Origin of the sequence: Dactylosporangium sp. NPDC048998, from assembly GCF_043197855.1 — a bacterium.
Taxonomy (GTDB): Bacteria; Actinomycetota; Actinomycetes; order Mycobacteriales; family Micromonosporaceae; genus Dactylosporangium.
Map to the genome: position 1 here is coordinate 54,028 of NZ_JBICTV010000007.1, position 24,531 is coordinate 78,558.

Consider the following 24,531-nt stretch of genomic DNA (forward strand, 5'->3'; position numbering starts at 1 on the left):
GGAGCGGCGCCGCCAGGGCGTTTCAGGGTGTTTCGTGCAGGGGGAGCAGCACGACGAAGCGGGTGTCGCCGGGCTCGGAGGTGACGCGGATGTCGCCGTGGTGCTTCTTCACGACGATGCGGTAGGTGATGTCCAGGCCGAGGCCGGTGCCTTCGCCGACGGGCTTGGTGGTGAAGAACGGCTCGAAGATCCGGGGACGGACGTCGGGCGGGATGCCGGTGCCGGTGTCGGCGATCTCCACGGCGACGCATTCGCCGTTCGGGTCGAGCGAGGTGGTGATGGTGAGGGTGCCGTTGCCATGCATGGCGGACACGGCGTTGTCGATGAGGTTGGTCCAGACCTGGTTGAGCTCGGCGGCGTACGCGGGGATGTTCGGCAGGTCGCGGTCGTACTTGGTGATGACGCGAATGCCGCCCGGGATCTTGGCGTTGAGCATGATGAGGGTGGCGTCGAGCAGTTCGTGGACGTCGACGACCTGGAACGGGCCGCGGTCGAGCTGTGAGTACTGTTTGGCGGCGTTGACGAGGCCGGAGATGCGGGAGACGGCGTCGTCGATCTCGCCCATGAGCAGTTCGGTCTCGATGGTGTAGGAGAGCCAGCGCACGGCGGGTTCGAGATCGAGGTCGCCGATGCAGTCGGCGATGTCCTGCAGCCATGGCACGTCGACGCCGCCGGCGACGAGGGTGGGTGCGAGGTCCCAGGCTCCGGTGACGGAGTGGTCGTCGAGCCAGTCGCCGATGGCGTCCTCGGCGTCGCTGGTTTCCAGGGCCGAGCGTTTGGGGGCGTTGGCGGCCTTCTTGACGGCGGCTTCCTGGAGTTCGACGAGGCCGTGAAGCTTTTCGCCGTCGAGGCGGCCGTCGGCGATCATGGCGAGCTTGTGGCGCATGCCGGCGACCTTGTCGCGCAGGACGGCGGTGGCGCGCACGGCCGCGGCGGCGGGGTTGTTGAGCTCGTGGGTGAGGCCGGCGGACAGGGAGCCGAGGGCGAGGAGGCGTTCGCGTTCGGCGATGGCGTTGTTGCTGCTGCGCATGCCGAAGAAGAGGCCTTCGAGCAGGTGCATGGCCATGGGGAACCATTGGCGGATGGTGGGGCCGAACTCGGCGGCGGGGAGTTCGTAGACCTCGACGTCGGTGATGGCGTGCATGGTGTTGTTGTAGAGCTGGGGTACCTGGTCGCCGAGGTAGGCCTGGGTGGCGCCGCCGTAGACGCCGACCTGGTCGGTGCGGGAGAACTCGATGTCGTCGCCGCGGATGTTGCGGCTGAGTGAGACGGTGCCGGAGAGCAGGACGACGAAGCAGGTGGCGGGTTCGCCTTCGACGCAGACGGGCTGGCCGGCGGGGTGGGTGACGGCCCAGCCGCGGGTGGCGAGCCAGTCGAGCTGGCCGTCGTCGAGTTTTTCGAAGAGGAAGAGGTGGCGGAGCTCGTCGGGGGCGAGGCGGCGTCCGGGGGTGGTCATTGTCCCTCCAGGAGGTACCGGTGGACGAGTGAGACGGCCATGGCGCCCTCGCCGACGGCGGAGGCGACGCGTTTGACGGAGTCGGCGCGCACGTCGCCGGCGGCGAAGACGCCGGGGACGCTGGATTCGAGGTGGTAGGGGTCGCGGCCGAGGAGCCAGCCGGGGGGTGGGCCGTCGCCGGTGAGGAGGTCCGGGCCGGTGAGGACGAAGCCTCGGGAGTCGCGCTGGACGATGCCGTCGAGCCAGTCGGTGCGGGGTTCGGCGCCGATGAAGATGAAGAGCCAGCAGGCGTCGACGGTGCGGGTGGGGCCGCCGTCGACGGGGCGGAGTTCGAGTTGTTCGAGGTGTTCGTCGCCGTGGGCGGCGGCGACTTCGGTGCAGGGGTGGATGTTGATGGTGGGGACGGTGGCGATCTGGTCGATGAGGTATTGGGACATGGAGGCGGTGAGGTCGGGGGCGCGGATGATGAGGTGGACGTTGCGGGCGTAGCGGGAGAAGAACATGGCGGCCTGGCCGGCGGAGTTGGCGCCGCCGACGATGTAGACGTCCTGGTCGGCGCAGCTGGGGGCTTCGGTGGCGGCGGAGCCGTAGTAGACGCCGCGGCCGTGGAGGTCGGCGAGGCCGGGTGCGGTGAGGCGGCGGTAGGAGACGCCGGTGGCGAGGATGACGGCGTGGGAGGCGATGGTGGTGCCGTCTTCGAAGTGCAGGATTCGGGTGTTGCCTTGGACGTCGAGGCGGGTGGCGCGGCAGGCGGTGAGGAGTTCGGCGCCGAATTTGACGGCTTGGCGGCGGGCGCGGTCGGTGAGTTGGGCGCCGGAGACGCCGTCGGGGAAGCCGAGGTAGTTTTCGATGCGGCTGGATTGGCCGGCTTGGCCGCCGGTGGCGCGTTGTTCGAGCAGGACGGTGCGGAGGCCTTCGGAGGCGCCGTAGACGGCGGCGCCGAGGCCGGCGGGGCCGCCGCCGACGACGACGAGGTCGTAGAAGTCGGTGGTGGGGGTGGTGGTGAGGCCGACGTGGGTGGCGAGTTCGGCTTCGGTGGGGTTGACGAGGGTTTTGCCTTCGGTGGTGATGACGAGGGGTAGCTCGTTGGGGGTGAGGCCGGCGGCGGTGAGGAGGCGTTGGCCTTCGGCGTCGTCGGTGGTGTACCAGCGGTAGGAGACCATGTTGCGGGCGAGGAAGTCGCGGACTTTGAAGGATGGTGCGGACCAGCGGTGGCCGACGATTTTGACGTCGGCGGTGGGGCGGTCGGGGGCGGCTTTCCAGGCGTCGAGCATGGCGTCGATGACGGGGTAGAGCTTCTCCTCTGGTGGGTGCCAGGGTTTGAGGAGGTAGTGGTCGAGGTCGACGATGTTGATGGCCTGGATGGCGGCGTCGGTGTCGGCGTATGCGGTGAGCAGGACGCGGCGGGCGCGGGGGAAGAGGTCCATGGCGGCCTCGAGGAACTGCAGGCCGTTCATGCCGGGCATGCGGTAGTCGGCGAGGAGGACGGTGACCTGTTCGCCGCGGAGTTTGAGTTCCTTGAGGGTGTCGAGGGCTTCGTGGCCGGAGTCGGCGCGGACGATGCGGTAGTCCTCGCCGTATTGTCTGCGCAGGTCGCGGGCGACGGCGCGGGAGACGGCGGGGTCGTCGTCGACGGTCAAGATCGCTGGCTTGGCCATGCGGTCAATCCAACCACGGGTTTTGGCGTGCGACGAATGGTTGTGCGGGTCTGGTGCGTGGGCCGCGGGCGGGGCCTGGTGGGGGCTACGGTGGTGGCGTGAGCAATGGTTGTGACCATCTGGAAATGATCAATGATGTCGAGCCGTCGGCGGATGGTTGTGAGGACTGTCTGGCGGTGGGTGGCCGGTGGGTGCATTTGCGGTTGTGTCTGACGTGTGGGCACGTGGGGTGTTGTGATTCGTCGCCGGCGAAGCATGCGACGGCGCATTTTCACGGTGCTGGGCATCCGTTGGTGCAGTCGTTCGAGCCGGGTGAGGACTGGGTGTGGTGTTACGCCGATGAGGCGTTGCTGCGGGTGTCCGGTCTGCCGGAGCGGGCCCACGGGTAGTGGTAGGTCAGGAGAGTGGCAGTTCGACTTCGAGGCTGCCGTTGACCTGGAGCTTTCTGCGGGCTCGTTCGTAGAAGGTGGTGTAGCCGAGGCGCACCACCTTCGCGGCGGCGGGGGCGGCGGAGACGGTGAGGGTGTCGCCGGGGTTGAGTTCGCCGAGGACTTCGCCGTCGACTTCGACGACGAGGCGGCCGCTGGAGGGTAGGAGTTCGAGGTCGAGGTCTTCGTTGGGGGATAGGACGAGGGCGCGGTTGAAGGCGGAGTGGGCGGCGGCGGGGACGACGAGGATGCCTTCGACGGTGGGGGAGACGATGGGGCCGCCGGCGGAGAAGCTGTAGGCGGTGGAGCCGGTGGATGTGGCGACGATGAGGGCGTCGGCGGAGTAGCGGACGAACGGGTAGCCCTGCATGGAGATGGCGATGGCGGCGAGGCCGTGGCCGGGGGTGCGGACGAGGGCGATGTCGTTGAAGGCGGTGACGTTGGTGCCGTCGGGCAGTTGGGTGCGTACGGCCATGCGGGGTTCGACGGTGAAGCGGTGGGCGTCGATGGCGCTGAGGGCTTCGGGGAGTTCGTCGACGCCGATTTCGGCGAGGAAGCCGAGGCGGCCGAGGTTGACGCCGAGGACGGGGGTGGGTTTGCCGGACAGCAGGCGCATGCTGCGCAGCATGGTGCCGTCGCCGCCGAGGCTGACGACGAGGGAGGCGCGGCCGACGAGGTCGTCGGCCTCGACGGCGACGGCGCTGCAGTCGATGCGGTCGACTTCGTCCGGTAGGCCGAGGACGGTGGCGTCGCGTGCCCGGGCCCAGTCGATGATGGCGTCGATGGCCGGTTTGGAGTCGCGGCGTGGATGCAGGACTAGCCCGACGGTGTGCACCATCCCCATTGGTGCAAGTCTACGGCGTGTATGTGGCTTGGCGTGGGGCGGCTTATCCTCGCCCGTCCCGGGTGGGGATGGCGGTGTGGGTCTGACGATGGGGCCGACGTTGAGGGGGTTGTGTGTCGATCGCGCTGCGGCTGGCGCTGCACCTGCCATGCGACGCCGCGAGGTGCCGATGGCGCGCCGGCTGCTGGATCAGGCCCTGCACACGCTGGGCGTGGACGGTTTGCGCCGCGACGACATAGGTCTGATCTTGACCGAGGCGTGCGCGAACGTGATCGCGCATGCGCTGCAGATCGACGATTACGAGATCACGATCGACGTGACCAGCGAGCGGTGCGTGATCCACGTTGTCAACGCGGGCGCGGTGGTCGACCCGGCATGGTTGCGACCGTCGTCGCCGCGCGCGGACTCCTCGCCGGGTGGCCGCTTCTGCGGTGCTCTGCCGGCAGCCTCGCCGTTGACGGCTTCGCCGCTGGCCGGCTCGGCGTTGGCCGAGTCACCGTTTGGTGCGTCCGAGCCCTTCTCCGGCGGTTTCACCCGGCCCGGTGTATTTAGGTAATTCAGACGATTTGCCCGGTTCTTCGCCCGTTGGCGGGTCGCTTTCGGGCGCGGCGCCGGGTTTCGCACCCGATTCCCCGCCGACCGGCACCACGACGGGCAGCGAACATCCCGGATCCGGCCCCGGCCCCCCTGTCGGCTCCGGCGGCCGGCTCCGCGACCCGCACGCCCGTCGACCAGACCGTGGACCCGGGGCCTGACCCGTTGTTCGATTCGGTACTCGACGAGCATGGCCGCGGCCTGCACATCATCCGCTCGCTGGCCGACGAGCTGTACCTGACCCCGGCCCTGTCCGGCGGCCTGGTCCTGCAGGCGGTGACGACGCTGTGCTGGACCGCCGACGCGGGCGTGTGGCAGCGCCGCTGACCGTCCCGCCCGTCCGCCCCGGTTGCCGGCCTCTCCTGCTTGGTCCCAGCCGGTCCAGGTTCAGGTGCCGCCCCCTGCTGGATTACCGGCATCACCAATCCGTCCGAGCGCGTCGACGGCGAGTGCGGCCACTGCACCCACCACTGCGACCAGCACCGCGGTGCGCGCCGAGCCGTGTTCGACGACGGCCCCGGCGACGGCGGTACCCAGCGCGGTGCCGGCCATCGTCGCCGTGCTCGTCCACATCCGGGCCTCGGTTGCGGTCCCGGCGGGCGCGGCGCGCTCCGTCATCTCGTACGCGATCGCGTTCAACGGCGCGAGCGGCGCCCCCGCCACCGCGAACAACACGGCCAGCCACCACAATCCGACCGGCAGTAGCAGCGGCGCCAGCGCGGCGCACGTGACCGCCGCGAGCACCGTGGGTCGCAGCCGCAGAGCGCCGCTGCCGATCAGGCTGCCGACGGCGAACCCGCCGAGCAGCACCCCGGCGAACCCGGCCCGCCCCTGCCCGGCGGCGAACCCGGCTGCCGTGACCTGCACCGCCCCGATCGTCACCCCGAGCGCGGTGCGCGACACGACCAGCGTCCGGATGACGCCGGAACGCAACGCCCCGAGCGGCGACCCGGTCGCCGCCATCCGCGCCCTTGCCTGCGTCTGCGACGGTGCCGTGCCTCGCGGCGCGGTCCCCGGCAACGTGGTTGGAGAGGACACCCTTGCGGACGCCCCGCTCCCGGACGCCGCACGGTCCGACCCGGCGTTGTCGCCCGTCGCGCTGTGGGACGGTCCGCTGACTGCCTGTGCATTCTCGGACGGCGTGCCTTGGGCCGGTGCGCTCTCGGTCGAGACCATCGCCGGCGCCGGGACGGCCCGCGACCTCGATCTCGACGGCGCTCTCGACGGCGCTGCTGCCGACCGTCTCGTCACGCCTGGTGACGGCGCGGCGGCCGGGTGGTGTTTCGCGGCGGTGCGTGCGGGCGGTAGCAGCGCGAACACGGTTGTGGCCGCGCCGGCGATCAGGGCGGTGAGCACCAGGCCAGGCGGCCGAGGGCCGCGACGAGACCGGCGATCAGGGGCCCGGCGATGAACCCGATTTCCAGTAATGCGCTTTCGAAGCGGTACGACGCGCGACGCTCCCGCTCGTCGTCCAGGATCGCGACCCAGATCCCGCGCATCCAGGCCGCGACGGGTGGGCGGGCGGCGCCGGCGAGCACCGCCGCGGTGGTGACCACGCCGAGCGGGGCGTGCGGGAGGCCGGCGATCGCCAGCAGCGCCCCGGCGTGGATCGCGGCCGTGCCGAGCAGTACCCGGGTGGCGCCGAGCCGGTCGACGAGCCGCCCGGTGAGCGGCGCGCCGCATGCGGTACCGACGGCGAAGCACCCCGCGACGAGGCCCGCCGCCGCGAACGAGCCCCGGGTCGTCTCGGCGAACAACACCAGCGCGAGGGCCACCGCCCACCGGCGAGGCGGACGAGCAGGTTCGTCGCCGCGAGCCCGGCCGCATACGGCTTGCGCAGGATCTTGAACACCCGGGAGTTGTACGCCCGGCGCCGCCCGCTCACCACCGCTTTTCGCCGCCCGCCCGCCCTACGTCGGCGCGCCGGCATGCCACGTTCTGCTGTCGGGCAGCGGCCTCACCTGACGGCGGGCGATGTCGGCGCCGAGGACGTTGACGTAGCGGTCGCCGGCCGCGGACCTCGCCTCGCGCAGGGCGGTCGGGACGTCGGGTACGAACGTGATGCCGTCCGCGTTCGGGCGGGGGCGGTGCGTGACGATGAACTGGGGGCCGTTCCAGCCGCCGCCGAAGGGCTTGCCGGCCTTGTCGGTGCCCTTGTGCGGGTCGTCGCCGCCGAACGTGCGGTTGCCGACGATCAGCGCGCCGATGCGGGGGATCAGGTCGTCGACGAGCTGGTTCGGGGCGAGGTGGGGCGTCAGCCAGCCCATGTCGCCGCCGGGGCCGGCGATGAACCCGTCCAGGGACATCGTCGCGGAGTACAGGATTGTCGCCATGGTGTGCACCTCCGTCTACAGGATCTTCCGTCCTTTGACGAGGTGGTCGCACCGGATTCATCGCTCGCCGCGGCGAAGCGCGGAAACTGCCGCGCGTCGCTGCGACACGCCGCGCGGGTGGGGAGAGGCCGGGGTGGCGGGCCCTCGGTCCACGACCGCCGTGCGGCGGTCGTGGACCGAGGGGTGTGCTGCCACAGGGTGGCGGTCAGTAGCGGTAGTGCTCCGGCTTGTACGGGCCGGCGACGTCGACGCCGATGTACTCGGCCTGCTCCTTCGTCAGCTCCGTCAGGCGCACGCCCAGCGCGTCGAGGTGCAGCGCGGCGACCTTCTCGTCGAGGTGCTTCGGCAGCCGGTAGACCTGCCTGGCGTACGACTCCGGCTTCGTGAACAGCTCGATCTGGGCGATCGTCTGGTTGGTGAAGGAGTTGGACATGACGAAGCTCGGGTGGCCGGTGGCGTTGCCGAGGTTGAGCAGGCGGCCCTCCGACAGGATGATGATCGACCGGCCGTCGGGGAACGTCCACTCGTGGACCTGCGGCTTGACCTCGGACTTCGTCACGCCGGGCAGCTTGGCCAGGCCGGCCATGTCGATCTCGTTGTCGAAGTGGCCGACGTTGCCGACGATCGCGTTGTGCTTCATCCGGGCCAGCTGGGCGGCGCTGATGATGTCCTTGTTGCCGGTCGTGGTGATGAAGACGTCACCGGTGGTGATGACGTCGTCGAGCCGTACGACCGGCAGGCCGTGCATCGAGGCCTGCAGCGCGCAGATCGGGTCGATCTCGGTGACGACGACGCGGGCGCCCATGCCGCGCAGCGCCTCCGCGGCGCCCTTGCCGACGTCGCCGTAGCCGCACACGACGGCGAGCTTCCCGGCGAGCATGACGTCGGTGGCCCGGTTCAGGCCGTCGAGCAGCGAGTGCCGGATGCCGTACGTGTTGTCGAACTTCGACTTCGTCACGGAGTCGTTGACGTTGATCGCCGGGAACAGCAGCTCGCCGGCGTCGGCGAGCTTGTAGAGCCGCTTCACGCCGTTGGTGGTCTCCTCGGTGACGCCCTGCACGCCGGCGGCGACGCGGGTGAAGCGCTGCGGGTCCCGGGCCAGGCTTGCGGCGAGGGTCTCCAGGATGATGCGGTACTCCGTGTCGTCGTCCTCGCCGGCCTGCGGCACCGCGCCGCGGGTCTCGAACTCGACGCCCTTGTGCACGAGGAGGGTCGCGTCGCCGCCGTCGTCGACGATCATGTTCGGGCCGAGGATCTCGCCGTTGTCGCCGGGGAACTGGAACAGCTGGTCGGTGCACCACCAGTACTCCTGCAGCGTCTCACCCTTCCAGGCGAACACCGGGGTGCCGGTGGGCTGCTCAGCGGTGCCGTGCGGGCCGACGACGACCGCGGCCGCGGCCTCGTCCTGGGTGGAGAAGATGTTGCACGACACCCACCGCACCTGGGCGCCGAGCGCGACGAGGGTTTCGATGAGCACGGCGGTCTGCACGGTCATGTGCAGGCTCCCGGCGATGCGGGCGCCGCGCAGCGGCTGGGTTGCGGCGTACTCGCGGCGCGTGGCCATCAGGCCCGGCATCTCGTGCTCGGCGAGGCGGATCTGGGTGCGGCCGGCCGCGGCGAGCGACAGGTCGGCGACGGCGAACTCGACGTCGTTGCGCCGCTGCAGGTACGGGTGGCCGCCCGCGATGTGCGCAGGGGCGGTCGCGGTGGAGTCGTTGGACCGGATTTCGGACATACCTGAGGTCACCTCCCGGTGACAGGAGGCGCCCTTGGGTCAAGGGAGTCAGTAGTGGCCGAGCGTGGCGGATCCGGCTGGTGATGGTGGTGCGTGGCGATTGCCGGGGTCCGTCGCAGCGCCTCTCGGCCCTGACCGCGGCCATGTTGCGCCGCAGTTCTCAAGTTACCGGCCGGCGCGGTGGTCTGGCAACCCGAGGTTGCTGTCCGTGAATGTGTGGTATGCGCCACGTAGCAGGTCGGTGACGTCGAACCGGCCGGCGGTGAGCGGGAGCGGGTCGAGCTGCTCGAGGATCGCGTCGCCGCGGTGGACGGACCCGGGGACGGCGGGATCGGGGGCGCTGAGCCGGGGGCCGGACTGCCAGAAGGTACCGAATCCGGTGCTTTTGTGCTCTTCTGAGAGCGATGCCGGGTGCGTCGATCCGGCGATGTGCCCCAGGGCGGACACGCGGTGGGCGCGCAGCGATTCCAGCAGCTCGTCGCGGCCGCGGCCGCGCCACGCGAGGATGCCGAACGGGTCGGCGTCGAACTCCTCGGCCAGGACGTAGCAGGCCGCGGTCAGGTGCCGGCACGGCTTCTGCCAGCCGGGACACGAGCAGTCCAGGACGATCTCGGACAGGCTCTGCGGGAACAGCGACAGGCCGAACCCGGCCAGGATCGTGTCGAGGTCGTCAGGCAGGTGCCCGGCCAGGAGCTTCGCCGCGTGGATCGCCTCGCCGGCCAGGGCGCGCTCGATGCGGGCCCAGTCGGCGGCGGTGAACGCCTTGACGCCGATTCTCGCACGGTACGTCTCGCCGTCGTCGTCCACGACAAGCGCCGTCACGATACTGGTCGAGATCGTCACGGAGCGTACCTGCCCGGAGCGGGCGTAGCGGCGGCCCTGAGAAAATGTCGTACCCATCCGCAACGATTCCAGCATGACGATGAACTGGTGGGACCAGCTGCGCTCAGGCATCCTCGACCGCCTCCGGGGACAGCGTCACAAGGTCGAGCAGGTCGTCGGTCGACAGGCCGGTGAGCCAGCCCTCCCCGCTGCCGACCGCGACCCCGGCGAGGTCGCGCTTGCCCGCCATGATGTGCTCGACCCGCTCCTCGATCGTGCCGATACACACGAACGTGTGGACCTGCACGTCACGGCGCTGACCGATGCGGAACGCCCGGTCGGTGGCCTGCGCCTCCGCGGCGGGGTTCCACCACCGGTCCACGTGCACGACATGGTTCGCGGCGGTGAGGTTCAGGCCGGTCCCGCCCGCCTTCAGCGACACCAGCAGCACACCCGGGCCGTCGCCGCCCTGGAACCGTTCGACCATCCGGTCGCGGGCCCCCTTGGCCGTAGCGCCGTGCAGGAACTCCACGCCCGTGCCGAGCCGGTCGGCCAGGTGCGGCACCAGCATGTGGCCGAACCGGGCGAACTGCGTGAACACCAGCGCCCGGTCGCCGGCCGCCAGCGCCGCGGCCAGGATCTCCTCCAGCCGGGCGAGCTTGCCGGAGCGGCCTGGCAGCGGGGTACCGTCGCCCATCAGGTGCGCCGGATGGTTGCACACCTGCTTGAGCTTCGTCATCGCCGACAGCACCAGACCCTTGCGCTGCGGCCCGGCCCGGCCCTCCCGCAGCTTCACGAACAGCTCGTCGACCACGGCCCGGTAGAGCGTCGCCTGCTCCAGCGTCAGGTTGCACCACTGCCGCCGCTCGAGCTTCTCCGGCAGGTCGGCGATCACCGCCCGGTCCGTCTTCACCCGCCGCAGCAGGAACGGGCGCGTCACCCGGCGCAGCCGCCGCGCCGCGTCGGCGTCGCCCCACCGCTCGACCGGCACCGAGAAGCGGGCCCGGAAGATGCTCGCCTCGCCCAGCAGGCCCGGGTTGAGGAAGTCCGCGATCGACCACAGCTCGGTGAGCCGGTTCTCCACCGGGGTGCCGGTCAGCGCGACCCGGTGCCGGGCCGGCAGCCGCCGCATCGCCCGCGCGGTGACCCCGGCCGCGTTCTTCACCTGCTGCGCCTCGTCGAGCACCACCCGGTCCCAGGCGATCGCGGCCAGGACGTCCACGTCGCGGGTCGCCACCTGATACGTGGTGAGGACCAGGTCCGCGCCGGCCAGATCGGCCGGGTCGGGCGTGCCGGCCCGGCCCGGGCGGGCGCTGCCGTGATGGACGCGGACCGTCAGGCCGGGCGTGAACCGCTCGATCTCCCGGCGCCAGTTGCCCAGCACCGACAGCGGGCACACGATCAGCGTCGGCGGCCGCGGACCCTGCCCGCGCAGATGCGCCTCCAGGGCCAGCACCTGCACCGTCTTGCCCAGCCCCATGTCGTCGGCGAGCAGCGCACCGACGCCCAGCGAGTCCAGGAACGCCAGCCACGACAGGCCCCGCCGCTGGTAGGGGCGCAGCCGCCCGGCCAGCGACGGCGGCTCGTCGAGCAGCTCCAGGCGCTCCACGGCGCGGCCGGTCAGCAGGTCGGCGAGCCAGCCCGAACCGTCCACCCCGGTCACCGGCAGCGGCAGGTCCCCGTCCGGGACGAGCCGGGTCAGGCGCATCGCCTCGCCCGCGGTCATCTCGCCGCGACCGCCGCGGCGCAGAAACGCCAGCCCAGCCCGCAGCCGCTCCCGGTCCAGGTGCACCCAGCGGCCCCGCAGCCGCACCAGCGGCACCTTCGCCCGGGACAGCTCGGCCAGGTCGGCCTCGCTGAGAAACTCGTCGCCGATCGCCAGCCCCCACCGGTAGGCGACGATCGCGTCCCGGTTCGCGGTCGTGTCGCGCAGCACCGGAGCCGCCGGCTGCCGGGTGCGGACCGTCAGCGTCAGCCCCAGCTCCTGGCGGCGCTGCCACTGCGCCGGCAGCAGCACCCCGAAGCCGGCGTCGTGCAGCAGGGTCGCGTAGGTCAGGAAACGGTACGCGCCGGCGGTGTCCAGGCGCAGCGACACCGGCCGCGGCACCCGCAACGCGTCGTCGAGGTCCGGCCACAGGCGGCTCGCCCGGCCGAGGTCCGCCAGCAGCACGTCCTGCGGGTAGTCCACCCATCGGAACAGCGGCGACGCCGCGTCGTGCCACACGTCCTCGGCCGGGACGAGCAGCCCCGGCTCGTCGGCGGGCTGCAGCAGAAACTCCACCAGCCACACCCCGTCGTCCCGCGCCGCCGCGGCCTGCGCCTCGTCGTCGGGGTCCTCGACGTAGGTGAGGCGGAAGCAGGTGCGCACGGGCGCGGGCCGCCCGCTGCCGGCCCACCGCTTGACGACCTCGCGCAGGCGCGCCACCTCGGGCCCTTCGGGGATCGCCACCGAGGACCCGCCGCCGGAGGCTTCCGCGACGGCCGAGGTTCCCGCCGCTGCGAAAGCCTCCGCAGCACCGAACGCTTCGGTGCGTTCGCCGGTCCGGCCCGGGTCAGCCCGGTCCAGGGCGGGGCGATCGCCGGCAGCAGTGGTCGTCACGGCCGTGCGGAGGCCGGCGTCGGGGGTGGTGAGGGCCGCGAGCCAGGCGCGTACGACCGTGTCGTGGCGGACCTGACCATCCGTGAGCAGGGGGCGGTTGCGCAGGCGGGCCCGGACCAGGGCGTCGACCGTCACGTCGAGGGCGGTCCGGGTCGCGGCATCGGCCGGCCACGGCGCCGCCGCCCGGGCCACGCCGGGCATCGCGCGGCACAGGGCATCGAACGTTGCGGCGTCGGCACCCCACAGCGCCGGGCGCCAACGTGCCGCCGGGCCGGCGACGGACCGCGAGCGTGCGGCGCCGGCCGCGGACCCGGCCGCCGGGTCGCGCGCTGCTGCCGCACCGCTGCTCGGAGCGTCGGCGGTCACCGCACCGGTGATCGCTGCGGCAGTGGCCGCCGCCTCGGTGGCCGGCGCTTGGCTGGTCCGGGCGCCAGCGGCTGCGGCGTTGGTGGCCGCAGTGGCGGAGGTCGGCGCTTCCACGGTCCATACGTCAGCGGCCCCGGCACTGGTTGGACCGGTGTTGGTAGCCGCGGCGGCGGTGGGCAGCGGCCCGCTGCGAGGGCCTGGTCTGGTCGCGGCCGGCGACTTGGCCTCGTCGGGCGGTGCGTCCGCTTCCGTCGTGGGCGTCGACTCGGTGGTGAGCGTGGGCAGGACACGGCCGCGGTCTACCAGGCTCGCGGCGAAGGAGGCCACGTCGGCCAGGTAGCCGATCGACGAGCCGGGGCGGAGGTCCGGGGCGGTCGCGAGGAGGGCCTCCGGGTCGGATCCGGGGGGCAGCACGACGATCGGGACCGTCCAGGTCGTCTGGCGGCGGGTGGCCGGCTGAGCGCGCGAGCGGGTCGTGGGCAGGTGCTCGGTGAGCTCCGGGGACGCGGCCGGGCGGGTGGGGGTTGACGGCAGGAGCAGGTCGGCGGTCGTGACGGTGCCGGGGAGGGGAGGAAGGACGGCGAACGGGTGCGGGACGGGGGCGTCCCGGTGAGAACGGCGTGGTGCGCCCCCGTCGGTGGGCGCGGCCGGCTCGTCGGCGATGGCTGGAGAGGGGGTCACGGGCGCGAGAAGAGCGGTCGAAGGTGCGGGTGTGGCACGAGCGACGGAGGTCGGGACGCGCTGGAGGATCGGTGCTTCGGTGGTCTCGGCCCAGCAGGCCAGCCTGCCGTCCGGGGTCACCAGGCCGTGCACGACGATCACCGGTCCGACCCTACTGTGCCGGCGGGGCCGATCGTGCGTGCCGCCCCGGCCGCCGGCACCGGGAAACACGGGACCGGCCGGGAGGGACCAGGGGTCAGCGCCACACGGGAGGGGCGCCGGTGTCGATCAGCTTCCAGTCGCCGTTTTCGTGCAGGACGTTGTCGTAGTAGAAGACCGTTGCCGGGAGGAGGTCGGGCGTTGTGAAGGCGGCCCGGGCGGCCTCGTGCAGGACGCGTTTCGGCACGGCCCAGGCGTCCTGGGCCAAGGTCGCGAGGTAGGACAGGGCGTGGTGGCCCATGAAGCTGTCGTACGTCAGGCTGAACACCTCGTCGGCGGCCAGGGGGACGTCGCGGGGGATGACGTTCGCCGGGGGGAGGCCGCCGGGCAGGGAGGCGGCCGCGCGGAGCGTGCTGTCGACGTAGATCGCGCAGTCCCGGTACAACACTTTTGTCCGGTTTGTCGCCGGGTCGAAGGCGAACAAAGTGTTCTGGCCGTGGGTCTCCAGGGGGCAGCCCGTCGCGCGGGCGGTCTCGCACCACAGACGGACCATCGGGACGATGATGCGGTTCGCCACGAACTCGGCCGGGTCCTCGCCGAACGCCGGGACCAGTTGCTCCAGCAGTGTCGGGTCGCCGGGGGCGTGCAGGTCCCGGCCGTAGAGGGCGAACAGCGGCACCGTCACCGGCGGGGCCTCCCGCAGCGGGCGCGCCGAGCGGACCAGGAACCCCCAGGCGTCCTCGCCCAGGCCGGGGTCGAACCAGCCGCCGCCGACCTCCGGCAGGACCGGCAGGCCGGCCCGGACCAGCTCGTCGGACACCCACAGCTGCAGCTCGATCACCGGGCGGCGCAGCCGGCGGGTGAAGCGCGACAGGCGCCGGGGGTAGTGCAGCTTCACGAAGTGCGGCTCGACGGGGCGGCCGGCCACGGCGGTGACGAAGACCGTGCGGGCGTTCGCCGACGGCACCACCGTCAGCGACGGGCCGGGGGCGCACCGCGACAGCTCGCCGGCGCCGAGGAGTGCGGGGCTGTCCAGGGTGTTCGGGTGTACCGGCAGCAGGATGCCGTCGTCGCCGGCGTACAGCTCGTGCAGGGCGGACGGGATCGCGGCGCGGCGGTAGGCGCCGAGCCCGGCCGGGACGCGGAACGTCGGGAGCTCGAACGTCGCCGTTCCCCGCTGCGGGTGGTACTCCTCGGCGATGTCCAGGTCCGCGGCGTAGGGGCTGTACGTGCGGGTCCCGACGCCGAGATACCGTTCCGCGTACTGCCACAACGCGATCGGGTCGCGGGCGTCGATGAGGCGCATCGCGGGGAAGCCTACTGTGCGTACCGGGCCCGATCTGACCCGACCTGAACGGAGTGCCGTGTCACCTGCTCCACGTGTCGTGCGTGCGGCGCTGCACGGGCCGCGGCCCGCCTACATCTACGACCTGCCGACGGTGCGGGCCCGCATCGCCGCCCTGCGCGGGGCACTGCCGGAGGGCACCCTGGTCGCGTACGCGATGAAGGCCAACGGCCACCCGGAGGTGGTCCGGGCCGCGCTGGAGGCCGGCGACGGTCTCGAGGTCGCCTCCGGCGGGGAGCTCGCCGCGGCGGTGGCGGCCGGGTCGGGATTCACGCTGTTCAGCGGGCCCGCCAAGACCGACGGCGACCTGCGCGCCGCCGTCGCGGCCGGGGCCGTGATCAACGTGGAGAGCGTGCACGAGCTGCGCCGGCTCGCCGCCGTGGCCGGGCCGGCCCGGATCTGCCTGCGGGTCAACCGGGCCCACGCGGCGCTGCCGGGCTCGCACCGCATGTCGGGGGCGCCGACCCAGTTCGGGATGGCCGAGGAGCACGTGCCGGCGGCCGCCGGGCTGGCCCGCCGCGACGGGCACGAGCTGCTCGGCTTCCACCTGCACGCGGTGTCGAACAACCTCGACGCCGCCGCGCACGCCGCGTTCATCCGCGACTGCGTCGCGTGGTCGCTGCGGGCGACCCGGGACCTCGGCGTCGACGCGCCGCTGATCAACGCCGGGGGAGGGTTCGGCGTCGACGTCACCGGCGCCGCCGCGTTCGACCTCGACGCGCTCGCCGGCGGGCTGCGCGACCTCGCGCTCGATCACGGGGCGCGGCTGGTCGTCGAGCCCGGGCGGTACGTCGCCGCGCCGGCCGGCTTTTACGCCGCCGAGGTCGTCGACGTAAAGCGCAGCCACGGGCGGTGGTTCGCCGTGATCCGGGGCGGCACCCACCACTTCCGGCTGCCGGCGTCGTGGGGCTACAGCCACCCGTTCACGGTGCTGCCGGTCGAGGACTGGCCGTACGGGTTCGAACGACCCGGCGTCACCGGCGCGCGGGTCACGGTCGCGGGGGAGCAGTGCAACCCCCGCGACGTGCTGGCCGCCGACGTGCCGGTCGAGCGGATCCGGGCTGGGGACGTGGTACTGCTGGGCGACACCGGGGCGTACGGCTGGGAGGTCGCCCACCACGACTTCCTGCGCCTGGCCCACCCCGCCTTCACGATCCTGGACGAGTCCCCGGGCCGGTCCCCGGCCTGAACGCCGAACGCACCGCCCGCAGCGCCTGGCGGCGGGCGTCGCCGGTGAGCGTGTCGATGTACAGCACGCCGTCGAGGTGGTCGGTCTCGTGCTGCAGCGCCCGCGCGAGCAGGCCCGTGCCGGTCACCGTGACCGGCTCGCCGTGCTCGTCGAAGCCCTCGGCGGTGACCTGCAGCGCCCGCGGCGTCGGGAACGCCAGGCCCGGGATCGACAGGCAGCCCTCGTCGCCGTCCTGCAGCCCGGACCGGGCGGTGATCCGCGGGTTGACCAGATAGCCGAGCACCTTGTTCGCGCCGTAGGAGAACACCCGGGCGCCGACGCCGATCTGCGGTGCGGCGACCCCGGCCCGGCCCGGCTCGCCGGTCAGCGTGTCGAGCAGGTCGCGGACCAGCGCCCGCAGCTCGGCATCGAATGAGGTCACCATCTCGGCGGGGGTCCGCAGCACCGGGTCGCCGAGCACGCGGATGGGTCGGATCGTCACGGTCCGAGATTACGCGGCCACCGTCGCATCGGTGCCGGTCACCGGCCGGGTCGGGGTCGCGTGAACCCCACTTGACGACGGCCTACACTATGCCGACTTCCCACCCCCGGAGGCACACCCATGGCCTACACGGCCGAAAAGGCGGACGTGCGGTCACACCGCCGCGGCCCAGCTCAGCGCCGTCGGTTCACCCTGTGGATCATCGGCGGACTCGTCGTCGTGCTCGTCGGCGCCGGCGGTGCCTACGCGGCGACCCGGATCACGAAGAGCTCGTGCACGGGCTCGGTCACCGCGACGATCGTTGCGTCGCCGGCCACGGCCACCCTGCTGGAGGGCCTGGCCACCAGGTGGGCCGGCACCCACCCGGCCGTCGCCGGGCAATGCGCCCACGTGTCCGTGTCCGGCCGCGACACCGCCGTCATGGCGCAGGCGCTGGGCACCGAATGGGACCCGAAGACCGGCACCGCGCCGGACGTGTGGGTGCCGGACTCCAGCGCCTGGGTGCGGCGCGCCTCCACCGCCGCGATCGCCGAGCGGATGATGCCCGACCTGCAGCCCAGCCTGGCCCGCACCCCGTCGGTGCTGGCGATGCCGAAGCCGATGGCCGAGGCGCTGGGCTGGCCCGACAGCGAGATCTCCTGGCAAGACATGATCAACAAGGTGGCGGCGGACCCGGACGGCTGGGCGAAGTACAGCAAGCCCGAATGGGGCAAGTTCAAGTTCGGGATGAGCGACCCGCTGCAGTCCACGGCCGGGCTGCTGGCGCTGATGGCGATCCTGGACGGCAACGACGACGGCGAGGTCACCCCCGACGAGCAGGCCACCCTGGCCAAGCTCAAGCAGGAGCGGGCCGTCTACACCGACACCACCGCCCAGCTGCTGGCCGGCCTCGCCGCCGCCGACAAGCAGGGCGAGGCGCAGGGCCTGCAGTACGTCTCGGCGTTCCCGGCCCTCGAGCAGGACGTGCTGACCTACAACAAGGCCAACCCGCACACGCCGCTGGTCGCGGTGTACCCGTCCAACGGCAGCGCCGACGCCGACAACCCGTACCTGATCCTCGAGGCGCCGTGGGCGAAGAAGGACCGGCAGGACGTGGCGAAGGCGTTCGTGACGTACGCCCGCAGCCCCGAGGGCCGCAAGGTGTTCCTCGACGCCGGGTACCGCGACCCCAACCGGGTCGGCGGCGCCGCGCTGTCAGGCAACTCCTCGTTCAGCGCCCGGATCAAGACCGTGCCCCGGGCGGTCCTGCTGCCCGAGTCGGTCAAGCAGTCGATGGACACGTGGACGGCGCTGACCCGCCCCACCAACGTGCTGCTCGTGCTGGACGTGTCCGGGTCGATGGGCGAGCAGGTCCCCGGCACCGGCAAGACCCGCATGCAGCTGGCCAAGGACGCCGCGCACGCCGCCGTGACCCTGTTCGACGGCGACGTCAACGCCGGCCTGTGGGTCTTCTCCACCAGGCAGGTCGGCAACCAGGACTACAAGCAGCTGGTGCCGATCGGCCGGGTCGGTGACCCGGTGGCGGGCAAGACGACCCGCCGGGACCAGATGCTCGCCGCGATCGACAAGCTCGCCCCGGGCGGCGACACCGGCCTGTACGACACCGCGGCCGCCGCGCAGCAGGCCGTCGCCGACGCGTACAAGCCGGACGCGACGAACCTCGTCGTGCTCATGACCGACGGCAAGAACGACGATACGACCGGCGGGCTGAGCCTGGACCAGCTGCGCGGCAAGCTGGAGGCGAACGCCACCTCCGACAAGAAGGTCCCGATCGTCACCGTCGGCTACGGCAACGACGCCGACTTCGCCGCGCTGCAGGACATCTCCCGGGCCAGCGGCGGCACCCTGTACACGTCCAAGACCGCGTTCGACATCAACGAGGTGCTGCTCACGGCGATCTTCGGCAAGGTCTGAGGTTCGGCGAGCTGGCCGCCGTCAGCGCTGGATCGGGTTCGGCACCCGGCACCAGCGGTCCGTGAGCGGATCGGCGGCCAGCCGCATCGCCGCCGTCGCCTTCAGCGGCCATTCGGGCCCGAACAGCGCCGCCGCGTCGGCCGGGCCGACCGAGGCGCGGGCGGCGGCGGCGACCAGGTCCCACAGCCGTTCGTTGCCCAGGGCGGCGACCAGGCTGTACAGCACGGTCGTGAACGCCGCCGCGACCAGCTTGGTGCGCAGCGCGTCCTCGTCGCCGGTCGGCAGGGCCCCGATCAGCGGCGGCATCTCGAACCCGGCCCGGCGCAGCCGGCCCTCGTGCACGTGGATGCCGCCCAGGTCGCGGTAGTGCAGCCGCACCGGGCGGCCGTCGGCGATCTCGACGAGGGTGTTCTGCCCGTGCGCCTCCAGCGCCACCCCGAGCTCGAGCAGCCGCAGCAGCGGCGGCACCATCAGGTCGACCAGCTGTCCGAAGAACCCGGGCGTGAGCAGGTCCGGCCGCTGCGGCAGCAGGGCGAGGGGCACCACGGTCGCGCCGGCCGGGGGCGCCTGCCGCCACATCGCGCCGAGCGCCCGCTGCGGCTCGCCGGCCGCGTCCAGCACCGTGCCGGCGGACAGTTCCCGCAGCACATGGATTCCCGGTGTACGCCGGGAAAGCTCCGCCACCAGCTGCGACGCCGGCGGCCCGTTGTGCACCGCCGGGGCGGACAGGGTCCGCACCGCGCTGGTCATCTGCACCTCGACCGCCGTCTTGAGGTGCAGCCCCGCCCAGTGCGTGCCGATCGGCTGCAGCGTGCGCAGCGACATCAGCGGCCGGGCCGGCACGTCCACGCCGGCGTCGCGGACCAGCCCCGTCGCGAGGGCCCGGGGCAGCTGCCACGGGTGTATCGGCAGCCGCGGCGGCACCGGCCGGCCCGAGGTGCGCCACCGGGCCGGGTCCACGTCGACGAGGCGCAGCGCCACGGTCGGGTGGTGCTCCGGCGCGTACGCCAGCACGTCCAGGGTGCTCATCCCGATCCTGGTACGGCAGCACGGATGCAGCGGATGACCGTCCACGATGGACTGTTCGGCGTCGGCGAGCGTGCCGCCGGGGCTGGGCGGGGCGGTCATCGCCAGGGCCAGGTTCGCCACCGAGTTGTCCAGCTCCCGGACCAGCTGCGGGGCCAGGCCGAGCGCGGCGGCGAGGGCGCCGGGGTCGTCGTGCGTGACGCTGTCGGCGACGACCCGGGCGACGGCCGGGCCGAACAGCGGCGGCGGCGCGCCGCCCAGCCGGCTCGTGGCGACGATGTCCTCGCGCCACAGGGCGCCCCACAGGCGGGTGAGGACGGCCGCTCTGGCCCGCGGTACCGCCGCGGAGAAATCGGCGACGAGGTCGTGACGGTGCGCCCGCAGCGCGCGCAGGGTCTCGTCCACGTCGGGTGCGGGTGCGTCCACCCGCCGAGTCTAGGTGCGCCGCGCGGTGGCGCTGAGGCGGGTGGGATCCGTGTCCGCCGTTCGGCCGATGTTGTCCGCCCCGACCATCGGGCTGCCGGTTCACCTGCGCAAATGCTGTCATGTAGGCGAGGATCAGCTTGGAGCACGGACGCTTCTGGAGGCTCGAAGATGGAGATTTCGACAAACTGGCGGCCGGCGCACCGGCCGCCCAGCCGGTGACCCCGCCGAAACCGGCCGACCCGCCTTCGGCGGAAGCGGTGGCGCCCCCGCCGATGGGCGGCCTGCCGCCTCGCAGCAGGTGCTGAGCAAGCTCACCCCCGGTGACCGGGCCGCGATCGCCGGGGCGACCGGCTACCACCTGTCGCCGACCGGCGCGGTGACGAACGCGTCCGGCGCGGTCCCGCCCTGGTCGTTCATCATGGCGTTCGCGGCGTCCCGCACGGCGCAGCCGGTCGAGGAGCCGCCGAGGACGGCCGCCGACGACGGCCACCACGTTGAGGTGGGGTGCGCCGGCACGCCGACGACCGGCGCACCCCACCTCACCAGTCTGCGCCCGGGCGGGGCCGGTCACGGTCCCGTTTCCGGGTGGAAACATCGTCCGGCAGGGCGTTGACCTGCCGCGGCCCGGGCCGTGTCATGGCCACGGCCGATATCAGGACCGGCGCTGCTCCCGGTAGGTTTTCCAGCGGCCCATCATGGCCGGCATCTCCGCCATGAAGAAGTCGAAGAACTCCGCGGTCTCCGCCACCCGCCGCCCGGCCGGGGTGTCCAGGTCGAGCGCCTGCGCCCCGGCCCAGAACAGCGCCGACCACCGCTGCAGCAGCGGCTCCCGGGAGAACATCGCCTCGTACCAGACGTCGTCGTGGACGACGTACACGTCGCGGCGGGTGCCGGGTTCGCGCTCCCGCACGACGAGGCCTACCTGCTGCAGGTAGCGCACCGCGCCGGAGATGGCGGCGGGGGAGGCCTGCGTCGCCTCGGCGAGCTCGGCGGCGGTGCAGCGGCCGCTGTCGGCGGCGAGCAGGGCCGCGAAGACCCGCGCCGCCATCCGGGGCACGCCGGCCTCGGTGAACGCCGAGGCGAACCGCTCGATGAAGGTGTTCACGCCGGCGGGGTCTCGCTGTGTCATACACATTACTTTATCAACTTTTGAACTTTCACAACTTACTGAAATAAGCGTATGTTGTGAACCATGACTCCTGCCATCGAGGTGTCCGGCCTAATCAAACGCTTCGGCCGCACCACCGCCCTCGACGGGCTCGACCTGAGCGTCGCCGCGGGCGAAGTACACGGCTTCCTCGGCCCGAACGGCGCCGGCAAATCCACCACCATCCGGACCCTCCTCGGGCTGCTGCGCCCCGACGGCGGCACCGCCCGCCTCCTCGGCGGCGACCCCTGGCGCGACGCCGCCACCCTCCACCGGCGCCTCGCCTACGTCCCCGGCGACGTCACCCTCTGGCCCGGCCTGTCCGGGGGAGAGGTCATCGACCTGCTCGCCCGCCTCCGCGGCGGCATCGACCCCAAACGCCGCGCGGACCTGCTCGAACGCTTCGACCTCGACCCGCGCAAGAAGGCCCGCACCTACTCCAAGGGCAACCGGCAGAAGGTCGCCCTCATCGCCGCCCTCGCCTCCGACGTCGAACTGCTCATCCTCGACGAACCCACCTCCGGCCTCGACCCCCTCATGGAAGAGGTCTTCCGCGACTGCATCGCGCAGGAGCGCCGCAACGGCCGCACCGTGCTGCTGTCCAGCCACATCCTGTCCGAGGTCGAAGCCCTCTGCGACCGCGTGTCCATCATCCGCAACGGCGTCACCGTCGAGACCGGCACCCTCGAGTCACTGCGCCACCTCACCCGCACGACCATCACCGCCGTCGTCCACCAGCCACCCACCCTCGACGGCCTGGCCGGCATCCACGACCTCGTCATCGACGGCGACCGCGTCACCGCCCAGGTCGACAACGCCGCCCTCGGCCAGATGATGTCCGCCCTGTCCGCCGCCGGCATCCGCGCCCTGCAGTCCCAGCCCCCGACCCTCGAAGAACTGTTCCTGAGGCACTACGCATGAACGGCACACTCGCCCTGCTCCGGCTCGCCCTGCGCCTCGACCGGGTCCGCCTTCCCATCTGGCTGGCCGCCCTCACCCTCTCCGCGGCCGGGTCCGCATCCTCCTTCGCCTCCGTCTACCCCACCGACGCCGACCGCGCCGGCCTCCTGGCCGCCGCCAACGCCAACCCCACCTTCGCCGCCCTCTACGGCCAGGCCCACGGCGCCGGCATCGGCGCCCTCACCTCCTGGCGGCTCATCACCTTCTACGGCGTCATCGCCGGACTCATGACCGTCCTCCTCGTCATCCGCCACACCCGCACCGACGAGGACGCCGGCCGCCTCGAACTGCTGCGCGCCACCGTCGTGGGCCGCCACGCCGCCCTCACCGCCGCCCTGCTCGAGGCCCTGCTCGCCAACACCGCCCTCGCCCTGCTCGTCGGCCTCACCATGCCCGCACCGCATCCCGGCGGCCTCGCCCTCGGCGCCGCCTTCGCCGGCACCGGCCTCACCGCCGGCGCGGTCGCCGCGGTCGCCGCCCAGCTCACCGAGTCCCCACGCGCCGCCACCGGCATCGCCGGGGCCTACCTCGGCGCCGCGTACGGCACCCGCGCCGTCGCCGACGCCGCCGGCATCGACTGGCTGCGCTGGGTCTCACCGATCGGCTGGGCCCAGCAGATCCGCCCGTACGCGGGGGACCGGTGGTGGATCCTCGCCCTCTTCGCCGCCCTCTTCGCGCTCCTGGCCGCGGCCGCGTGGACCCTCGCCGCCCGCCGCGACGTCGGCGCCGGCCTGCTCGCCGCCCGCCCCGGCCGCGCCGAGGGCCGCCTCACCGGCCCCTTCGCCCTGGCCTGGCGACTGCAGCGCGGCACCCTCATCGCCTGGCTCGCCGGCTTCGCCACCGCCGGCCTCGGCATCGGCGCCGCCGCCGGCAGCGTCGCCGACTTCGTCGACGGCCCCGACAGCACCGCCGGCCAGCTCGTGGCCCGCCTCGGCGGCACCGGCGGCATCGTCGACGCCTACCTCGCCACCAGCCTCGGCCTGTGCGCCATGGTCGCCGGCCTCTACACCGTCACCGCCGTCCTGCGGCTGCGCGGCGAGGAGACCGCCCTGCGCGCCGAGCCCGTCCTGGCCACCGGCGTCACCCGACGCGCCTGGATGGCCACCCACCTCACCATCGCGTTCGCCGGCACCGCCGCGCTGCTGCTCGTCCTCGGCACCGGCGCCGGCCTCGTACACGGCGGGCTGCCCCGCATCCTCGCCGCGAGCGCCGCGCTCATCCCGGCCGCCTGGGTCGTCGGCGGCATCGCCGCGGCGCTGTTCGGGCTGCTGCCACGCGCCGCCACGGCGGCGTGGGCGGCCGTCGGCGCGTTCCTGCTCATCGCGTTCCTCGGCCCGATCCTCAAGGCGCCCGGATGGGTGCAGGACCTGTCGCCGTACACCCACACACCCCACCTGCCGGGGCCCGCACCGACCGGCGGCCTCGCCACCCCGCTGACCTGGCTGACCGTGATCGCCGCGGCCCTCACCACCGCCGGCCTGATCGGCTTGCGCCGCCGCGACATCGGCTGATCCGCGCTAGGGGAGCGGTTCGCGGTTCTCCAGCCATTCCCGTGGTACGGCGGGATCGTGCGCAGCCACGATCCCGCCCACGATCGCCGCGGTCGTGTCGACGTCGCCCCCGGCGGCGCAGCACGCCTCGACCGCAGCCCGGAAGTCACCGAGGAACCGGTCGGCGACCCACACCGTGAACGGCACGGTGTCCTGGGCGGTGACCCGCTCGCCGGTGCCGAGCACCCGGGCCGCCTCGGCGGGACCGCGAAGGCGTTTGGCACGGCGTACCATCTTCCACACCGCCGTCGCGGGATCGACGTGCGCGAGGACGGCACCGAACAGATTGGGCCGCCCGCCGGTGAGCCGGGCGTGCGCCGCTACCGACGCGGCCACGGCCACCGCGACGGCCCCGGCGACCCCTTCCGGATGGGCGTGGGTGATCTCGGCCTGGCGGGCCGCCTCCCGGGCGGCGGTCGCCGGATCGCCGGCGTGGTAGGCGCCGAGCGGGGCGACCCGCATCGCCGCGCCGTTGCCGTAGGAGCCCTGCCCGCCGAACCCGGCGCGGGCCGCGTCCCGCCACGGCGCGCCGGCGGCGATCGCCTGCAGCGTCAGGTAGGCGCCGACACCGTAGCCGCGCAGCGGCTCACACCCGGCGGCCCACGCGCCGGCGAGCAGATCCTGATCGATCGGAGCATGCGCGTGCAGATGCCGGACCAGGATCGCGGCCATCTGCGTGTCGTCGGTCCACGGCCACGGCGGGGTGCGCAAATCGGCCCGCGTGAAGTGCTGCGCGCCGTACGCGTCGCCCACGGACAGCCCGTCCAGACTGTCCCGGGCCAGCCCGAGCCGCGCGGCCCGATAGAGCACGACCTTCACGACCCCGAACCTCCTCAGGT

Annotated in this window: 22 protein-coding genes; 7 read left to right on the top strand and 15 right to left on the bottom strand. The window is 72.8% G+C overall.

The features are described from left to right. Nucleotides 1–22: 22 nt before the first annotated feature. Nucleotides 23–1,456 (bottom strand): ATP-binding protein, encoded by a 1,434-nt coding sequence (locus ACGFI8_RS19045; protein ID WP_392806503.1) that lies wholly within the window; start codon nucleotides 1,454–1,456, stop codon nucleotides 23–25. Next, nucleotides 1,453–3,114, bottom strand: a complete 1,662-nt coding sequence (locus tag ACGFI8_RS19050) for an FAD-dependent oxidoreductase (protein ID WP_392806505.1) — start codon at nucleotides 3,112–3,114, stop codon at nucleotides 1,453–1,455. The genes ACGFI8_RS19045 and ACGFI8_RS19050 overlap by 4 nt, the downstream gene beginning before the upstream one ends. Nucleotides 3,115–3,239: 125 nt before the next feature. Here ACGFI8_RS19050 and ACGFI8_RS19055 point away from each other — a divergent pair, with 125 nt between their 5' ends. Next, a complete protein-coding gene (locus ACGFI8_RS19055; protein ID WP_392806507.1) occupies nucleotides 3,240–3,503 on the top strand; it encodes a UBP-type zinc finger domain-containing protein in 264 nt (87 codons plus the stop codon). A gap of 7 nt (nucleotides 3,504–3,510) precedes the next feature. On the opposite strand, the gene ACGFI8_RS19060 is transcribed toward ACGFI8_RS19055, so the two are convergent. Then, nucleotides 3,511–4,386, bottom strand: a complete 876-nt coding sequence (locus ACGFI8_RS19060) for an NAD(+)/NADH kinase (protein WP_392806509.1) — start codon at nucleotides 4,384–4,386, stop codon at nucleotides 3,511–3,513. Between the two features lie 169 nt (nucleotides 4,387–4,555). Between ACGFI8_RS19060 and ACGFI8_RS19065 the strand changes: the two genes are divergently transcribed. Both ACGFI8_RS19065 and ACGFI8_RS19070 read left to right on the top strand, forming a co-directional pair. Continuing rightward, nucleotides 4,556–4,942, top strand: a complete 387-nt coding sequence (locus ACGFI8_RS19065) for an ATP-binding protein (protein WP_392806511.1) — start codon at nucleotides 4,556–4,558, stop codon at nucleotides 4,940–4,942. A 203-nt stretch (nucleotides 4,943–5,145) separates the two neighbouring features. Beyond that, nucleotides 5,146–5,307 carry a hypothetical protein gene (locus ACGFI8_RS19070; RefSeq protein ID WP_392806513.1) on the top strand — a complete coding sequence of 54 codons (162 nt, stop codon included), beginning with the start codon at nucleotides 5,146–5,148 and terminating at the stop codon, nucleotides 5,305–5,307. A 60-nt stretch (nucleotides 5,308–5,367) separates the two neighbouring features. On the opposite strand, the gene ACGFI8_RS19075 is transcribed toward ACGFI8_RS19070, so the two are convergent. The 7 genes from ACGFI8_RS19075 to ACGFI8_RS19105 all read right to left on the bottom strand — a co-directional run bounded on the left by ACGFI8_RS19075 (nucleotide 5,368) and on the right by ACGFI8_RS19105 (nucleotide 14,960). After that, the gene (locus ACGFI8_RS19075) at nucleotides 5,368–5,943 is read right to left on the bottom strand and encodes a hypothetical protein (protein WP_392806515.1); all 576 of its coding nucleotides are present in this window, start codon (nucleotides 5,941–5,943) and stop codon (nucleotides 5,368–5,370) included. Between the two features lie 377 nt (nucleotides 5,944–6,320). Next, the gene (locus tag ACGFI8_RS19080; RefSeq protein ID WP_392806516.1) at nucleotides 6,321–6,755 is read right to left on the bottom strand and encodes an MFS transporter; all 435 of its coding nucleotides are present in this window, start codon (nucleotides 6,753–6,755) and stop codon (nucleotides 6,321–6,323) included. Nucleotides 6,756–6,890: 135 nt separating this feature from the next. Beyond that, complete coding sequence (locus ACGFI8_RS19085) at nucleotides 6,891–7,313, bottom strand: dihydrofolate reductase family protein (protein WP_392806518.1); 423 nt, start codon at nucleotides 7,311–7,313, stop codon at nucleotides 6,891–6,893. A 205-nt stretch (nucleotides 7,314–7,518) separates the two neighbouring features. Further along, a complete protein-coding gene (gene ahcY / locus ACGFI8_RS19090) occupies nucleotides 7,519–9,048 on the bottom strand; it encodes an adenosylhomocysteinase (protein ID WP_392806519.1) in 1,530 nt (509 codons plus the stop codon). Between the two features lie 165 nt (nucleotides 9,049–9,213). Then, complete coding sequence (locus ACGFI8_RS19095) at nucleotides 9,214–10,002, bottom strand: hypothetical protein (RefSeq protein WP_392806520.1); 789 nt, start codon at nucleotides 10,000–10,002, stop codon at nucleotides 9,214–9,216. Continuing rightward, nucleotides 9,995–13,657 carry an SNF2-related protein gene (locus tag ACGFI8_RS19100; protein WP_392806522.1) on the bottom strand — a complete coding sequence of 1,221 codons (3,663 nt, stop codon included), beginning with the start codon at nucleotides 13,655–13,657 and terminating at the stop codon, nucleotides 9,995–9,997. Before ACGFI8_RS19100 ends, ACGFI8_RS19095 begins: the two co-directional genes overlap by 8 nt. A 94-nt stretch (nucleotides 13,658–13,751) precedes the next feature. Beyond that, the gene (locus ACGFI8_RS19105) at nucleotides 13,752–14,960 is read right to left on the bottom strand and encodes a hypothetical protein (RefSeq protein WP_392806524.1); all 1,209 of its coding nucleotides are present in this window, start codon (nucleotides 14,958–14,960) and stop codon (nucleotides 13,752–13,754) included. Between the two features lie 58 nt (nucleotides 14,961–15,018). Between ACGFI8_RS19105 and ACGFI8_RS19110 the strand changes: the two genes are divergently transcribed. Beyond that, on the top strand, nucleotides 15,019–16,188 hold the full coding sequence (locus ACGFI8_RS19110; protein WP_392806526.1) for a type III PLP-dependent enzyme: 1,170 nt from the start codon (nucleotides 15,019–15,021) through the stop codon (nucleotides 16,186–16,188). On the opposite strand, the gene def is transcribed toward ACGFI8_RS19110, so the two are convergent. Continuing rightward, a complete protein-coding gene (gene def, locus ACGFI8_RS19115; RefSeq protein ID WP_392806528.1) occupies nucleotides 16,148–16,669 on the bottom strand; it encodes a peptide deformylase in 522 nt (173 codons plus the stop codon). The two genes, ACGFI8_RS19110 and def, sit on opposite strands and share 41 nt — an antisense overlap. A gap of 120 nt (nucleotides 16,670–16,789) precedes the next feature. Here def and ACGFI8_RS19120 point away from each other — a divergent pair, with 120 nt between their 5' ends. Then, nucleotides 16,790–18,583 (top strand): substrate-binding and VWA domain-containing protein, encoded by a 1,794-nt coding sequence (locus ACGFI8_RS19120; protein WP_392806529.1) that lies wholly within the window; start codon nucleotides 16,790–16,792, stop codon nucleotides 18,581–18,583. A gap of 21 nt (nucleotides 18,584–18,604) precedes the next feature. On the opposite strand, the gene ACGFI8_RS19125 is transcribed toward ACGFI8_RS19120, so the two are convergent. The 3 genes from ACGFI8_RS19125 to ACGFI8_RS19135 form a co-directional block, all read right to left on the bottom strand. After that, nucleotides 18,605–20,035, bottom strand: coding sequence for an IucA/IucC family protein (locus ACGFI8_RS19125; protein ID WP_392806530.1), 1,431 nt, complete (start codon nucleotides 20,033–20,035; stop codon nucleotides 18,605–18,607). A 351-nt stretch (nucleotides 20,036–20,386) separates the two neighbouring features. Continuing rightward, nucleotides 20,387–20,578: a hypothetical protein gene (locus tag ACGFI8_RS19130; RefSeq protein ID WP_392806531.1), complete on the bottom strand. Its 192-nt coding sequence runs from the start codon at nucleotides 20,576–20,578 to the stop codon at nucleotides 20,387–20,389. Between the two features lie 109 nt (nucleotides 20,579–20,687). Continuing rightward, the gene (locus tag ACGFI8_RS19135; protein WP_392806532.1) at nucleotides 20,688–21,164 is read right to left on the bottom strand and encodes a GbsR/MarR family transcriptional regulator; all 477 of its coding nucleotides are present in this window, start codon (nucleotides 21,162–21,164) and stop codon (nucleotides 20,688–20,690) included. Between the two features lie 63 nt (nucleotides 21,165–21,227). Between ACGFI8_RS19135 and ACGFI8_RS19140 the strand changes: the two genes are divergently transcribed. Continuing rightward, nucleotides 21,228–22,103 carry an ATP-binding cassette domain-containing protein gene (locus ACGFI8_RS19140; protein WP_392806533.1) on the top strand — a complete coding sequence of 292 codons (876 nt, stop codon included), beginning with the start codon at nucleotides 21,228–21,230 and terminating at the stop codon, nucleotides 22,101–22,103. Continuing rightward, nucleotides 22,100–23,653 (top strand): ABC transporter permease, encoded by a 1,554-nt coding sequence (locus ACGFI8_RS19145; RefSeq protein WP_392806535.1) that lies wholly within the window; start codon nucleotides 22,100–22,102, stop codon nucleotides 23,651–23,653. The genes ACGFI8_RS19140 and ACGFI8_RS19145 overlap by 4 nt, the downstream gene beginning before the upstream one ends. A 6-nt stretch (nucleotides 23,654–23,659) precedes the next feature. Here ACGFI8_RS19145 and ACGFI8_RS19150 read toward each other — a convergent pair whose 3' ends face one another. Further along, nucleotides 23,660–24,511 (bottom strand): ADP-ribosylglycohydrolase family protein, encoded by an 852-nt coding sequence (locus ACGFI8_RS19150; protein WP_392806536.1) that lies wholly within the window; start codon nucleotides 24,509–24,511, stop codon nucleotides 23,660–23,662. Nucleotides 24,512–24,531 lie beyond the last annotated feature (20 nt).

What these genes read in the sequence shown, in the direction of transcription:
- ACGFI8_RS19055 (WP_392806507.1), top strand. Translation starts at nt 3,240, where the DNA reads ATGATCAATGATGTCGAGCCGTCGGCGGATGGTTGTGAGGACTGTCTG.
- ACGFI8_RS19135 (WP_392806532.1), bottom strand. Translation starts at nt 21,164, where the DNA reads ATGACACAGCGAGACCCCGCCGGCGTGAACACCTTCATCGAGCGGTTC.
- ACGFI8_RS19140 (WP_392806533.1), top strand. Translation starts at nt 21,228, where the DNA reads ATGACTCCTGCCATCGAGGTGTCCGGCCTAATCAAACGCTTCGGCCGC.
- ACGFI8_RS19105 (WP_392806524.1), bottom strand. Translation starts at nt 14,960, where the DNA reads ATGCGCCTCATCGACGCCCGCGACCCGATCGCGTTGTGGCAGTACGCG.
- ACGFI8_RS19145 (WP_392806535.1), top strand. Translation starts at nt 22,100, where the DNA reads ATGAACGGCACACTCGCCCTGCTCCGGCTCGCCCTGCGCCTCGACCGG.
- ACGFI8_RS19075 (WP_392806515.1), bottom strand. Translation starts at nt 5,943, where the DNA reads ATGGCGGCGACCGGGTCGCCGCTCGGGGCGTTGCGTTCCGGCGTCATC.
- ACGFI8_RS19045 (WP_392806503.1), bottom strand. Translation starts at nt 1,456, where the DNA reads ATGACCACCCCCGGACGCCGCCTCGCCCCCGACGAGCTCCGCCACCTC.
- ACGFI8_RS19060 (WP_392806509.1), bottom strand. Translation starts at nt 4,386, where the DNA reads ATGGGGATGGTGCACACCGTCGGGCTAGTCCTGCATCCACGCCGCGAC.
- ACGFI8_RS19065 (WP_392806511.1), top strand. Translation starts at nt 4,556, where the DNA reads ATGGCGCGCCGGCTGCTGGATCAGGCCCTGCACACGCTGGGCGTGGAC.
- ACGFI8_RS19050 (WP_392806505.1), bottom strand. Translation starts at nt 3,114, where the DNA reads ATGGCCAAGCCAGCGATCTTGACCGTCGACGACGACCCCGCCGTCTCC.
- ahcY (WP_392806519.1), bottom strand. Translation starts at nt 9,048, where the DNA reads ATGTCCGAAATCCGGTCCAACGACTCCACCGCGACCGCCCCTGCGCAC.
- ACGFI8_RS19085 (WP_392806518.1), bottom strand. Translation starts at nt 7,313, where the DNA reads ATGGCGACAATCCTGTACTCCGCGACGATGTCCCTGGACGGGTTCATC.
- ACGFI8_RS19120 (WP_392806529.1), top strand. Translation starts at nt 16,790, where the DNA reads ATGGCCTACACGGCCGAAAAGGCGGACGTGCGGTCACACCGCCGCGGC.
- ACGFI8_RS19095 (WP_392806520.1), bottom strand. Translation starts at nt 10,002, where the DNA reads ATGCCTGAGCGCAGCTGGTCCCACCAGTTCATCGTCATGCTGGAATCG.